This window comes from Bacillus sp. 5mfcol3.1 (genome assembly GCF_900114335.1).
GTDB classification, from domain to species: Bacteria; Bacillota; Bacilli; order Bacillales; family Bacillaceae_G; genus Bacillus_A; species Bacillus_A thuringiensis_S.
In genome coordinates, this window is record NZ_FOST01000024.1 from 1 (window position 1) to 13,566 (window position 13,566).

Here is a 13,566-nt window from a genome sequence, read left to right on the forward strand (position 1 = left end):
ATTTGTTTGTTTTGTGGTGTAAGATTGTACGTTGTTTTTCTTAGATTTGAAACGCGGGGCACTCGTTTGTTTTTTGAAAAAGCGTGTATAAGCATCCGCAAGGTTGCGAACAGATGACTGAATCGCAATACTATCCACTTCTTTGAGCCAAACAAACTCTTTCTTCATGGCAGGAAGTTTGGCAGAGCATGTACCATATGTCAAACCTTTTCCTGTTTCTCTGTATGCATTATCCCATAGAGATAGGAAGTGATTGAATACAAAACGAGAGCAACCAATCGTTTTTTTGATTAGGATCGCTTGTGCTTGATTTGGATAGATACGAAATTTATATGCTTTATTAATCATCATTCCTTTCACCTCCATTTCGGCATGTGTCTATTATACAACAAACGTATATTCGATAGATAGTGAAGTGACAGTTTATGTATGATGAACAATTAAGATGGCTTTCTGCCATCTCTTGTCCGAAGCCAATTCATCTCCCACCTACTCACTTCGCGTTCCTTGAGGAAGGAGTCTTCTTGGCTAAAATGATAAAATATGAAAAACATAACTAGTTAGAATATCTTTCACAAAAAAGATGGGAACAAAAAGAACTTGTAATATATAATTACAAGTTCTTTTTATCGTAACCTCAATACATTGGAACTATAAACTTGTAAACAACAACATCAGAGGAAGGGGATTAATAACCCCTTTAAAATAATTATATTACTAATATTAATTTTTTGAGAATAGAACCTTGAACATTTTGTTAATTTTCAAAATCTAACCTTGGAATAACTACTTTAATGCTCCTAAACATAAACTCTACATAATAAAACTATAATGGCTATGATCTTCAAAATTGGATTTTGACAGCCACTTTAATATTCTGTATTTATTATTCACATGTACATTTATAATTCTATACATAACAATAAAATTGAATAACCTAAAAATAAAAATATGTGTGAAATTTTTTTATGTTTTTTTGATATCAATAGAATATTTTATGATTATTATTTCATTTTCACTCTAATATTGCCATGTTTTTAGATTACTATTAGAGATTTTCCTTCTAAAACTTACTTAAAATTGGTTAGTATTGAATACATTGACTGAAAATTGAGAAATTAAACACATATTGATACTATTATAATATAAATTATCTGTCAGTAATTTATATTTTATTATCATACATTAAAAAGGAGGAAGTAAAATTATGAAAAAGAAAATCATTACAGCAACTGCTCTGGCTGCAACATTAGCTACAGGTGCATTACCTACAACATCAGTATTTGCTGCTGAGACAGTTGCTCCTATCCAACAACAGGAATCACAAGTTAGTATTCAACCGTTTGCACAAAATAATCTAGAAACGGCTGTTCAAGCTGCATTAAATGGTCCCGAAGTCAAGAAAATAAAAGTATTCGAGCATGAATTTAATGTAAAAGAAATAGAAGTTGTGGATCGAGGTGCAGCTGGTAAAGATGTATATGGACAAATCTCTCATCATTTAAGCTTCCGTCCTGATGATCAACTTTACTATAAATTCACAAAAAAAGATGGTGAGGTAACGGGGTTCGAATTCCATATTGATAGAGGGGGCTGGACACCAATCGTTGCTCCACTTTTATCAATTCTTGCCGCATATAACGGAATTCCTGTTAATCCAAATGATTTAACTTCACTTGGCCAACAACTTGGAAAAGTTATCGATGGAAGTTGGGAACATGCAGGGCAATCTATTGCCACTGCAGTTAGTTTAAGCTTTAATGAGAAATAAGCTTATAGTCTTTATTTAACCATACAGGGATGTGTCATTTATACATTTAACTAAAATGATATAACGTGTGACAAATGTCTCTCTAAATTTAATGCATTAATACGAGTGAGAATCCCCCAAAAATTTTTCAATCTCAGATATGGGATTCATTTGCCACATAATTTCTTAACAAATAAAGGTCTACGTTAATTAAAATTAAGAATTATGTATTCTTACTAATTGCAATAATTCATTGTACTTCGCAAAACAGAAGTCTAGATTAAGACTTCTGTTTTCTTTGCATATAGAAGATTTAAATTGTATGACCTATAAAGTACATGAAGTATGATAATATACTTTATCATCATTTTACATGTAAATCATTTCATTTTATTAAACTTGAATATGATTATTTTGACCTTCCCACCCCTGCATGATTACATTTCTAAATTTATGCTCCCAGCGAACGATGGCTATTGAGTAAATCTAAATGAGAATATCACTATCGAAATTTTAAAGCTAACATATTATCTTATTTGACTTACATTCCCATACTAGAATTTATGTATATGATAAAAGCCCACAAATTATTGTATAAGACTAATCTGTTTAAGAGATGGAGGGATATAATGAAGAAAATAAAGATGAAAAAATTCATAAAATCTGGAGTTCTTACTTGTTTTACACTAACGTCTTTATGTACGGCTTCAACTGCATTTGCTGATAGACATACAGGATATTCTTATGAATCCGATATAGGTTATCGAAATCCGACATGGATGTCAAAACTAGAAGATACCCAAAAAATAAGCGAAATTTCTATTCCGGGTACTCATGGTACAATGGCTTTACATGGAGCAAGTTTTATTGATGAGGATTTGACAAGAAATCAAACAATGCCCCTCTCTCAGCAATTTAATGCAGGAATACGTTATGTAGATATGCGTGTTAAACGGGTAAAAGATTCTTTTGCTATGCAGCATGGTATTGTAAATCAAAAAGCAATGTTTGAAGATGTATTAAAAGAAACAATCCAATTTTTAAGAAGTAATCCTCAAGAAACAATTTTAATGCGATTAAAAGAAGAAACCGATCCTGAAAGTGGCTCAAAATCATTTGAAGAAATATTTAAAAGTTATAGAGACCGTAATGCGTCCTATTTTTGGGATCCTAATTCTGTATCATTTTCAGAAAGAAATAACCCTAAGTTAGGAGATGTGCGCGGAAAGATTGTAATACTTCAAAACTTCTCAGCATCTCAAGAATATGGTATTAATTATGAATCATTGAATATCCAAGATAATTTTGAAGTTAGCGCTGGACCAGATGGACTGTATGAAAAATGGAATGCGGTAAAAAACCACCTTTTAAATGCGAATAAAAACTCTAACAATAGTAATATTTATCTTAACCATTTTAGTGGCACAGGTGGTGCGGCAGCATTATGGAATAACTATTACCCTTGGTTTATTGCAAGCGGAAAGGAAAACCGAGATACCGGTAGTAACCCACTGTTAATTCAAGTACATACAACAAATGAATGGGAAGATTTCCCTCGCGACACAAATGGACAAGTATTTTATGGTGGAATGAATACAATGGGGACAGATTTCATACAACAAGGTGGAATAAAACATTCTGGTATCATTGCAGCTGATTTTCCAGGACCAGGTTTAATAGATAGTATTATTAAATTAAACGGAGTAACTGTTAATGAAAAAGAAATATTAATTTCACAAATTTCTTCTGACTCTAAGCCGTTACCTGGCGAAACAAATCGATCCAGCCAAAACTTTAGTATAAATAACTTGCCTACAGGAACGATGGGTTTAAAATGGATTATTGAACCTACCGAGGAAGATACTTCTGCCATTATCTCTTTCAACATCATGATCGATGTTTTTCTAGGTCTAGATCGTGTTAGTTGGAGCAATATTTCGAATGAGTCCAGGACTGCAGCAGATACAAATTCTAAATACTATATAGCAAATCCAAGTGGTGCAAATCACCAATTTACAGTAAAAATATATGCTATCACCAATTAATTCTTTGAAAGTTTACTTTATCTCTCTGTCGACTTAAGAAGTTCAATTACCTTATTTATGTATCAAAAGAGTATTCTCTCCAAGTATGTTCTATTAAAAGCAACAAAGAATCCCGCGAACATAAAATAATAAAGAATCTAGAAATACCACTAGATTCTTTTTATTTTTCGAAACAATTCATATTTTTATAAAAATAGTCGAAATAAAAATTTATAAATCGCTGACTGTCCTAAAAGTAAAAGTACTATAACTAAAATTTCATTCCATTTTGGTAATTGATTCATGTCATCTTTATTCGCGGGAACACCTTGTATAGAAAATAACCCTTCTTGATCTCGTTCCCCGTTACTTTCATATCAGTACATAATCATATCACCTTTCTTTATATATAATTTACTTATAGCAAAGACGTCCATTCTTTATTCCAAATAACTACTTATGACCAACGAGCGGTAACTATTGTATCTTAATGATACTTATAGCATAGAAAAACTGACAGTAAAACACATTCTGTTTTCCAGAAATTACGCTGTAAAATCAATAAGTAGTGGTTGATTCTCCTATTCTTTCTCACAATTAAAAGACTGTTATAATAATCATTACAATAACTACCCATAAACTCCATATATACTACAGATTGTGTTTGTATGATACATATATCAATAGAAAGGGATGATATATGTTGCTGACAATCTATATAATATACTTGTTTTTATCAATTGCTATCATACTATTCTTATTTACAAGCACACTCGGTTAATTTTATTGATTATATCAAGCTCGCTTCTTTTCAACAAAAAGGAACAATAGAAACGGAATTGAAATCCAAGCTTTAATCAATTTCCATAATATTTCATTAATTAGTATTCAATTGAAAATAATATTTGATTAAGGTTTAATAACTGCTTACAACACAATTCAAGGCTAAGCTCATCATCACGGATTATAACTTTAAAGCATGTATGACAACATTTCACTTCCAATTATTAATAAACATAATAGGGTACAGAAAAACATCCTTTTAGTATAAAATTCTATGAGGTATCTAACAAATGAAAGTAGAACCTGCCTTACTATCCCCTTCAAGCCAAGTCTTGGTGTTCTATGAACTTTTGCCTATAGAATTAATATTTTGATACGCTTGCCAAATAATTTTTGATGGATAAATATATCTCACCGAAATTTTTTAGCAAACAAATGAAACTCATTTTTAAATAAAAACGCCATCCTTTCTATAGATTTCTATAAAAAAAATGACGCTTTCTATTAATTATAAGCATAAATTCATCTTAGATTTTTGGTAATATAACTAGACTTATTCCCATGCAGCAAATGCTACATAATGTTCTTTACCATATTTGTTTTTATATTCATCTGCGTGAATTATATCAACTTCTCCAACATGGTCTGGCTGAAATCCTGTTCCATCTCCATTATCAATAGATTTCACTAGAGAAACTAACATAAGCCCCGTAACTTCAGATTCTTTAGAAGTTTGCTTCACTGGAAGACCTTTAGATTTAAGATATTGCTTTTGTTTTTCGGTAAGTTTAAGTACTGCTGCTTTTGAAATATCTGTGTTCTTTTTACTTTGCTCAAGCCTGTTCATCTCTGATTGTTTTGCCGCTTCTTCTGCCTTGCTCTTTTCAAGCTTGTCCATCTCTGATTGTTTTGCCGCTTCTTCTGCCTTACTCTTTTCAAGTTTGTCCATTTCTAATTGTTTTGCGACTTCTTCTGCCTTACTTTTTTCAAGATTATTCATTTCTTCTGGTTTAGCAGCTTGTTCAATTTTATTTTTTGTAGCCTGTGATTCACTCTTAAGCTCCTCAGCACTTGCATTCATTAAACAAAAAGTAGATATACCTAATACAGCTGTCAATCCTAAAGCTGACCAACGATACGATTTTTTATTGAATTTTTTAATCATAACAATTCTCCTTTTCAATGCTTTTTTATTTTTACTTAGATTTGCTAAACTAGGCATTTGATAATAATTTGAATAGTGTTCTAATAATGTAATAATTGTATGCCCATATTCGATTTTTTCTTCCGAATCAATAAAGGTAAGAGCCAATGCATCACATGCGATTTCTTGATCTTCGCGCATTGAATAATAGGCATACCAAAGGATTGGATTAAACCAATTTAGTATAAGCAAATGATGCATAAGCCAATTAACCCCAACATCTTTACGTTTAAAATGAGCTAATTCATGATAGAAAATAAACCGTAGCTGATTATCATTTAATCGTTGTATATGCTGTTCACATAATAATATTCTAGGTTTTCTAAATCCAAGAAGTGTCGGACTAGCAATCTTGCCGGCTAATTGCAAAGGAATATCCTCTTTTATAGACATCGTTTCTTTACAACCTTTGAAAATATTTAAAATTCTTTCATCTGTTATAATTGGTTGCTTTTGTATGTATAAATATAAACGTCTATTTGCAATTAGTGTTAAAGTCCCTAAACAAAGAACACCAAGCATCCATACATATAAACAGATTTCATACATTGATATGTGTTTGGCACCCTGTTCTTTTTCTTTGGAATCTGTTTCAACTGGTAATTTATTGTAATCACTTGAATTAACGGTATACTTCGCAGGCTCATTCATCACTTTTAAACCAGAAGCATTCGATTCCTTCTGAATTAGAGAAGTAGAAGTTACATATCCATGTGAAAGTATGGAGTATAGACTATAAGAACTATCTGGTGACCAAGGTAAAAGTAATCTTACAATCAAAATTAACCACAATGCGTAATGCCATCTTGCTGTTAATTGATTCCTTAGTAGAACTTTGATACATAAGATAAAACCTACCAATATACTAGCCATAATAGTAGTTTCTAAAAGCCAATCAAAAAAAGTAGAGAGATACGTCTGTATTAACACATTTACCATAATTATTCTCCCTCTTTTTGATTACTTTTATCATCTAGAATACGTTTGAGCTCATCAATCTCTTTTGAAGATAGCTTTTCATCTTGTAAAAAATTAACAAGCAACGGTTTCAAAGCAGCACCGTAAAAACGCTTAATAAAAGATTTAGTTTCTACTTGTAAATATTCATCTTGTGAGATTAAAGGACCATACATGTACGTTCTTCCTATTTTCTGCTGAGAAAAAACAACTTGTTTTTGAACTAACCTATTAATTAATGTTCTAACTGTTTTTGGATTCCAATCCATTTGTCCTTCAAGAGCTTGAATTACTTCATTTGCCGTTTGTGGAGATTTTGACCAAAGGACTTTCATTACTTCTAACTCAGCTTCAGATATCTTAGGTATTTTTTTCACGTTTCCAATTCCCTCCTCCCTTTGATTACAAATGTAATCATAAAGTCGATACTACATTTGTAATCTTAAATTTGCAACCCCTATTTTAACATTGGAATAAATTACTTAAAATAGGGATATCATTAAATAAATATATGACTACAAATGTAATCCTATATTTAGATTACATTTGTAGTCTCGATTTGTCAATCTCATTTAATTATCCCCTAATACAACATCTCCATATGTTTTAAGTAAATCATTATACTTTAATTAGTTATGTATATTCTTCCCTTTTTCTTTGCAAGGTAACCTGTTCTAGTTAGTTGGATAAAAATATGGCGACATCCGTTCGCCATCAAGCTAATAAAATATAGATAGCCCTAAATCAAAAAATAGGAGTAAGCCAGTTATATTTATAAATCCAAAGTTCTTTTCATACAAGAAAACAAATATTTCTTCCCCATATTAATGAGAAATTTCTATTACTATCAATCAAACCGAAATTAAGGGAATTTAGTTTAAAAAAGCATTCTTCTTTTTCTAAAAAGCTAAATTATTAAATTAAAGAAAATATATATTTTTTGCTTCACTCATATATATAAAACAATTAACCCTTTTGCCTAATACCTACAAATTTGTTACACAAAACTGAGCTCCAAAAAATTTGAATTTAAAAACACCAAGGCATACAATGAATATTATATATACCCTATTTCTTAGAAAGAAGGCTTGAACATGAAAACCAAAGTAACTAAATCAATCGAAAATTTGCAAGTGAAAACATTTGAAATGATGACAAATTCTGTTTCTTTTAAATCTATTTTGCGTGGAACTGGCATTACTTTTGTAATTATTTTTGGTTCATCTTTGGTTAACAACTCTTCTTTATTTTCATTAAATTCTTTGATGGTGATATTGGGGTTCTTTTTAATCTTTATGCCATATATTTTTAATATTCCTGAGAAGTCTAATATTTGATTTAATTCCCGATATTTTATCATTAATTTTTAAATTTTAAGCACACAAAACAAGAAATTCGCACACTTTTAATTAAAAGGTGCGAATTTTTTCGTTTGGTTCTATTTCCCTTTAAATTTATGGTTATAAGGCACTATTTCTATTAATTAATTTTTATTTCTAGTTTATAAATTTGCAAATGGATAGCCTGTATCTTCTCTACAATACAATTCTCTTTATTTAATTATTTATATAGTATATATTTCAAAATAAAAATACCTAATCTCCCTTTACAAAACTGTAAGAGTATCTCCAACCTTTTAATATTATATTTATATAGAATTTGCCCCTTTCTTGAAAACATACTATACTATAAAATTAAATTAAAAAATATTATTTAATGGGGGTTCATAATGAATAAAACAGAACTAATTAACCAGGTATCCGAGAAAACATCACTTTCTAAAAAAGATGCTACCGCATCTGTACAAGCTGTCCTAGATCAAATTACACAATCTCTTCAAAAAGAGGAATCCGTACAGTTAATTGGATTTGGTACATTTGAAATACGTGAGCGTTCTGCACGTACTGGGCGCAATCCCCAAACGGGCGAAGAAATGCATATCCCAGGAGGAAAAGCACCTGCATTTAAAGCTGGGAAAGCTTTAAAAGAGGCTGTTAAATAAGGCTTAAATTACCTATCTAAAAAGGAATGGAAATTTTTATCTCCATTCCTTTTTAGATTAATCATATATTTTTTTCGGAAAATAATTAACTAGTTTTTTATCATTTTCACGATTTCCATACCCTTCAAACTTTTTTAATCATAGAATTTATTTTTAGATGCTAGGCGCATCTTTTACTGCTAATTTTTTCTTACTTAAATAAACAGCTCGATCCGACTTTTTTGCAACTTCCTGTGAATGCGTCACAACAATTACACATTTATCTTCTTGGTGTGCGAGCTCCTGGAACAACTCAATAATGTCATTTGCTGTTTCTTCATCAAGGTTTCCTGTCGGCTCATCCGCAATCAGTAAATCAACATTACAAGATAGTGCTCGAGCAATTGCTACACGTTGTTGTTGTCCGCCGCTTAGTTGCAAGACATTTCGTTTCGCTTCTACTTCTGTGAGTCCTACCTTCTCTAATAATTCTAATGCTCTTGCTTTTTTATTTTGTACCTTCACACCTGTAATTTCCATTGCCGTTAATACATTCTGAAGAGCCGTCATATAGGTAATCAAATTATAGGATTGGAAAATTACAGATACATATTGATTACGGTATTGATCCAAACCAATTTTTCGAATATCCTTGCCTTTATACAGTACATACCCATTTTTAGGTATATCCAGCCCACAACCTAAGCTAAGCGTTGTGGTTTTACCAGATCCAGATGGTCCTAAAATGGTGTAGAAATGCCCTGTTTGAAAAGAAAAATCGACATTATCTAGTATCGTTACTTTCTTTCCGTTACTTTCATAATAATAATTTAAGTTTTTAAATTGTAAAATTGTCTCCATACCGGGCCTCCTTATTCATCTTTTAAAAGGATTTGTTTTGGATTTAAACGAAGAATTGATAATGCTGGAAGAATCGTTGCCAGGATAGCGATCCCTAATCCAATTCCCCCTATTTTTCCTAAATCTTCAGTTGAAATACTTACATCAATATTATCTACTGGATCTACTTCTGCAGTAGGATTACCACTAAGTAGTGCTATAGGGTCTTCTGGTCTATCTTCATTCTTTTCTATTTCACTAGATAGCAGATTATCACCGATTTTTTGAGAAATTTTCTCTCCTGTTGATAAAGATAAACCAAATGCTAATATGGCAATACATACTGTCTCAACTAGTAATTGGCCCATTAACTTCCACTTTTTCTCACCTATAGATAACAAAATCCCCATTTCTTTTCTACGTTCCTTAATAGATAACATAATAATTAATCCTAAAATAGTTGCACCTGCAATGGAGGCAATAATTACAATCATTTTCGAAAAAGATGCAATATTTTCGATTGGACCAATCATTTGTTTATATACCATATCTTGTGCATCCAATTCATAGTAATCTGGTAATCCTAATTTTTTTGCTTCCTCCTTAAATGCATCAATATCCTTAGGGTCCTTTAATGAATACATTGCATTTTCCAATGAATTCATTAAAGAATACGGTACATATATTTGATTAGCAGGCTCTAATAAAGCAAAAGATTGTCCTCCAAAAAATGAGGCCTCTTCTTTAGACTCATATATACCTATAATTTCTAGCTCTTTCGTGGTAAGTTCCTGATCCATTACTTCACCTATTTGCAGTTTATCACCCACTTTTAAATTGTTTTTTTCAGCTAGTCTTTTTTCAATCATAGCAACGTTTTTCCCTACTGTTTTTGGCGTAATGCCCTTTCCTTCAACTAGTTTTAATTTTCTGTCTTGAGCAGCTTCTAATAAAGAAAAGTCTCTAATACCCTGTAAAGTGAAATTCAAATTATTATTTGGGCCAAATGATTGAGCTCCTCCAAGTGATTCGACATAATGGAGTTCTTTCAGCTCAGCATTAGCATTTTTTAGATAATTATAGTGAGCTACATACTTAGAGTTCTTTAATTTATCAGCTTCTTTCACTTCGATAGCAGGTACCATTCCTGCTCCACCAGTATTTTGATCAACGTTTATATATTTGTTTATATCTATTATCAAATTAACATTTGCTCCTAATTGTTGTCTGGCCGAATCGGTGGCTTTACTTGATGCACTGTTAATTGCAAATCCAGCAAACACCAAATTAATTACAACTAGAAAAATAGCAAGTAATATAAGTGCCTTTCCTTTTCTTAATTTTAAACTTAAAAATGATCGTTTGATAAAATTCATGTTTATAACCTCCTAGAGATTTAGCATAAAGTAGTAATCTGTAGGTGGTATGGAGTTAAACTGGTTCTTTTGTAAAGATTAAAAAAAGTTTGATAGAACACATAGAATATCATCATACTAAAAAATCGGGTGCAACCCATGTTTGTAAATAGGGCATCCTTTTCTATAGTATGGACACACTGCTTTATTTTTTATAATTTACATCATTTCACAAATAGTTAAAGAGCTCTTATTTACTTCTAAATTCTTGTCAATTTATCTTCTTTCACTATACTTATCTATTTTCTTTTTATAACTCAAACTTCTTCGAATCGTACTTTTCTAGAGTTTATTGCAATTCATTTTGTTTATATGGAATATGTTTATCTGTCTGTACACCTTCAACATTTTCTCCATCTGCTAATAATCTCCTGTACTTAAAAGAGTGCCCTGTTAATACTGTTTTAATCATTTTGTATTGCCCTCCTTTTGTTTGATTACTTGTATCATAAAACAAGTATCTGAAGTTTATATGTAGCCAACCTAGAGTGTATGTAAATTTAAAAAATCTCTAACAAAATGTTTGTATTGTAACGTTACCACTAAAACTACTGTTTCAAACATCATGGTTTGAAGAGACAGTACCCCATGTTCTAGCATCAATTCCTCCTACAGTTCTATATTGAGTAAAACTAGTTGATCCCTATCATATAAAAAGAGCACCACTTTTGGATGCTCTTCGTTATAACTATATATTATTTAATTTCATTCTTTTGTTTCTACCATTTTTCCTTCTTCAGAATTTGTACCTGTACCTTTTGTTTTTTCAACAGTTTTTGCACCTTCTTTAGAAGTTGCTGGCACTGCATCTTTAGGTACATCAAAGTTTTGTAAGAAAGACGTTGTTCCATCTGCACCCTGTGTAATTACTTGATTTGAACTACCTTCATTTGATTTTAAATTATCCATTTTCGCATCCTCTGCACCTACTGCACCTCCCGCTACTAATCCTGTACTTAAAATTGCTCCTGCTAATAATGTTTTAATCATTTTTCATTACCTCCTGTTTATTTGTAATATTCATCAAAAAAGTTTCTAGAGTTAATAATTTTAGTTATTATCTTTATCTACTTGCTTTTTGATTACATTTAGCATAAGACAAGAATCTATAGTTGATATGGACTGTATCTGGAGATTATGTAAAGGAAAATACATAATCAGTTGCATATCCTAATGGGTGTTTAGACAGGATCGAAACTTTATATGAGTTTGATAATTGAATTACCCTTCATTTTTGGTCGTAAGGTTTATGGCTGTGGTGAAGCCTATCGAGGATCTAACCTTTTCTGATTTGAAAGTAAACTTTTGGCTAAAAGTTTACTTTGGAGCTTTGAATCATTTTATAACTAATTTTGTAATAAATTTCTCAATATAGATATACTTGTTAATTACGGTTATAATATTCAAAATTAACAAATAATACAATATATTAAAAATATGATGGTTATCCTTTTGTTTACTCCTTGTACTAAAGATAAGATTGTGTTCCCGATCTTATCTTTTTCTTTGTAGATTTTTGATACAAAAAAAGAATCCTTATTATAAGGATTCTGCAACAAGAAATTTAATTTTCTGATTTATAAATGATCAATAATCCTTTGCCACGGAATCTATCAATTCTGAACTGACAGCAAACTTCCTATTTGCTATATGATAAAGTCACTTCAGATTCTTCTCCTGTAACTGTGCAAATTCAATGTTTTAATTAATTAATTTTTCATTGTAATCAACCAAACAGAGTGTTTATTACGGAGCTTTACCCCTGATGAATTATTTGGATGGTTAGCATAATAATGGATCCAAGCTAGTCTTGTATAACCTTCTACTAAATGATAAGGTGTTTTGTATCCTGAAAATTGTCTGCTATCTAATACAATGGGAGGGACACGCCATGTACCTTCGTTAAGCCAACTTTTTACTACGGAATTAATGTGATCATAAGGGGTCACCATACATACCCATCAACTTAAGAAAAATAAAGGCCCAAAAAACTGATTCAGGGTAACAAATTTAAAACAACTGAACAACCTCAAAATGAAACATTAAAATATACAATCGTATAATCTACCTAACATATATTGGATTTGAGAAGGTTTATTCATTATATTCTCTCAACTTAGTGTCCATTATATATATTGATAAATCCAATTTACTTGAAAAACTTTTCCGTTAATAACTATGCAATTCTAAACATTACTAATTGCACGTCGTCTGGTTGAAGAATAGCTGCTGTGCCAGTTGCTGGCAAATCAATCGGTGTATTTGGAGCCGTTGTTTGATTTTGTACAGTAATTTGATCACCTGCTGATAATGCCACTAATCTAGCACCAGATACCTGATGAGCTCCCGTTCCTGCATTATCAACTATACCTGTATTCCCTCCTAATTGACTTCCATTCAGAAATAGGGAGAATCCCCCTGCATTATTTGCATCAAGTGTTACTGCAAACCAAATAAAGTATATCCCCGAAGTATTTATTGTAAAAACATCGCCTACTCTTACTATATCAGCTGTACTAGGACCGTCAGTAGTAAATGGCGCAGCACCTGGTGAGGGCACAGTTACAGTGGCGCCTGTATTAGGAAACCATGAATTAATAAAAGAACTTGAG

The 13,566-nt window shown here is 31.3% G+C and carries 11 protein-coding genes and 1 pseudogene; 4 read left to right on the forward strand and 8 right to left on the reverse strand.

Annotated features, from left to right (window positions below):
* Positions 1 to 351: helix-turn-helix domain-containing protein (locus tag BM089_RS29390; RefSeq protein WP_139213360.1), on the reverse strand; the 351-nt coding region annotated here is incomplete at its 3' end.
* Between the two features lie 856 nt (positions 352 to 1,207).
* Between BM089_RS29390 and BM089_RS29395 the strand changes: the two genes are divergently transcribed.
* Together BM089_RS29395 and BM089_RS29400 are read left to right on the forward strand one after the other, a co-directional pair.
* Entirely contained in the window at positions 1,208 to 1,771 is a 564-nt protein-coding gene (locus BM089_RS29395) for a hypothetical protein (RefSeq protein WP_061530601.1), read from the forward strand.
* Between the two features lie 608 nt (positions 1,772 to 2,379).
* Positions 2,380 to 3,795, forward strand: coding sequence for a phosphatidylinositol-specific phospholipase C (locus tag BM089_RS29400; RefSeq protein WP_090978981.1), 1,416 nt, complete (start codon positions 2,380 to 2,382; stop codon positions 3,793 to 3,795).
* A gap of 1,315 nt (positions 3,796 to 5,110) precedes the next feature.
* Here the strand turns inward: BM089_RS29400 and BM089_RS29410 are convergent.
* Together BM089_RS29410 and BM089_RS29415 are read right to left on the reverse strand one after the other, a co-directional pair.
* The gene (locus tag BM089_RS29410; protein WP_090978984.1) at positions 5,111 to 6,700 is read right to left on the reverse strand and encodes a M56 family metallopeptidase; all 1,590 of its coding nucleotides are present in this window, start codon (positions 6,698 to 6,700) and stop codon (positions 5,111 to 5,113) included.
* 2 nt (positions 6,701 to 6,702) lie between these two features.
* The gene (locus tag BM089_RS29415) at positions 6,703 to 7,095 is read right to left on the reverse strand and encodes a BlaI/MecI/CopY family transcriptional regulator (protein ID WP_061530619.1); all 393 of its coding nucleotides are present in this window, start codon (positions 7,093 to 7,095) and stop codon (positions 6,703 to 6,705) included.
* A 717-nt stretch (positions 7,096 to 7,812) separates the two neighbouring features.
* Here BM089_RS29415 and BM089_RS29420 point away from each other — a divergent pair.
* Together BM089_RS29420 and BM089_RS29425 are read left to right on the forward strand one after the other, a co-directional pair.
* Positions 7,813 to 8,055, forward strand: coding sequence for a hypothetical protein (locus tag BM089_RS29420; RefSeq protein ID WP_061530620.1), 243 nt, complete (start codon positions 7,813 to 7,815; stop codon positions 8,053 to 8,055).
* Between the two features lie 392 nt (positions 8,056 to 8,447).
* The gene (locus BM089_RS29425) at positions 8,448 to 8,720 is read left to right on the forward strand and encodes an HU family DNA-binding protein (RefSeq protein ID WP_061530621.1); all 273 of its coding nucleotides are present in this window, start codon (positions 8,448 to 8,450) and stop codon (positions 8,718 to 8,720) included.
* A gap of 153 nt (positions 8,721 to 8,873) precedes the next feature.
* Here BM089_RS29425 and BM089_RS29430 read toward each other — a convergent pair whose 3' ends face one another.
* The 5 genes and pseudogenes from BM089_RS29430 to BM089_RS31285 all read right to left on the reverse strand — a co-directional run.
* Positions 8,874 to 9,560 (reverse strand): ABC transporter ATP-binding protein, encoded by a 687-nt coding sequence (locus BM089_RS29430; RefSeq protein WP_090978987.1) that lies wholly within the window; start codon positions 9,558 to 9,560, stop codon positions 8,874 to 8,876.
* Positions 9,561 to 9,571: 11 nt separating this feature from the next.
* Entirely contained in the window at positions 9,572 to 10,915 is a 1,344-nt protein-coding gene (locus BM089_RS29435; protein WP_090978989.1) for an ABC transporter permease, read from the reverse strand.
* Positions 10,916 to 11,243: 328 nt separating this feature from the next.
* Positions 11,244 to 11,366, reverse strand: coding sequence for a hypothetical protein (locus tag BM089_RS31825; protein WP_255289691.1), 123 nt, complete (start codon positions 11,364 to 11,366; stop codon positions 11,244 to 11,246).
* A 296-nt stretch (positions 11,367 to 11,662) separates the two neighbouring features.
* Positions 11,663 to 11,944: pseudogene (locus BM089_RS29440) on the reverse strand (hypothetical protein); the annotation flags it as partial.
* 1,186 nt (positions 11,945 to 13,130) lie between these two features.
* On the reverse strand, positions 13,131 to 13,566 hold a 436-nt coding region (locus BM089_RS31285; protein ID WP_175495712.1), incomplete at its 5' end, for a hypothetical protein.

What these genes read in the sequence shown, in the direction of transcription:
- BM089_RS29395 (WP_061530601.1), top strand. Translation starts at nt 1,208, where the DNA reads ATGAAAAAGAAAATCATTACAGCAACTGCTCTGGCTGCAACATTAGCT.
- BM089_RS29400 (WP_090978981.1), top strand. Translation starts at nt 2,380, where the DNA reads ATGAAGAAAATAAAGATGAAAAAATTCATAAAATCTGGAGTTCTTACT.
- BM089_RS29410 (WP_090978984.1), bottom strand. Translation starts at nt 6,700, where the DNA reads ATGGTAAATGTGTTAATACAGACGTATCTCTCTACTTTTTTTGATTGG.
- BM089_RS29420 (WP_061530620.1), top strand. Translation starts at nt 7,813, where the DNA reads ATGAAAACCAAAGTAACTAAATCAATCGAAAATTTGCAAGTGAAAACA.
- BM089_RS29425 (WP_061530621.1), top strand. Translation starts at nt 8,448, where the DNA reads ATGAATAAAACAGAACTAATTAACCAGGTATCCGAGAAAACATCACTT.
- BM089_RS29430 (WP_090978987.1), bottom strand. Translation starts at nt 9,560, where the DNA reads ATGGAGACAATTTTACAATTTAAAAACTTAAATTATTATTATGAAAGT.
- BM089_RS29435 (WP_090978989.1), bottom strand. Translation starts at nt 10,915, where the DNA reads ATGAATTTTATCAAACGATCATTTTTAAGTTTAAAATTAAGAAAAGGA.
- BM089_RS31825 (WP_255289691.1), bottom strand. Translation starts at nt 11,366, where the DNA reads ATGATTAAAACAGTATTAACAGGGCACTCTTTTAAGTACAGGAGATTA.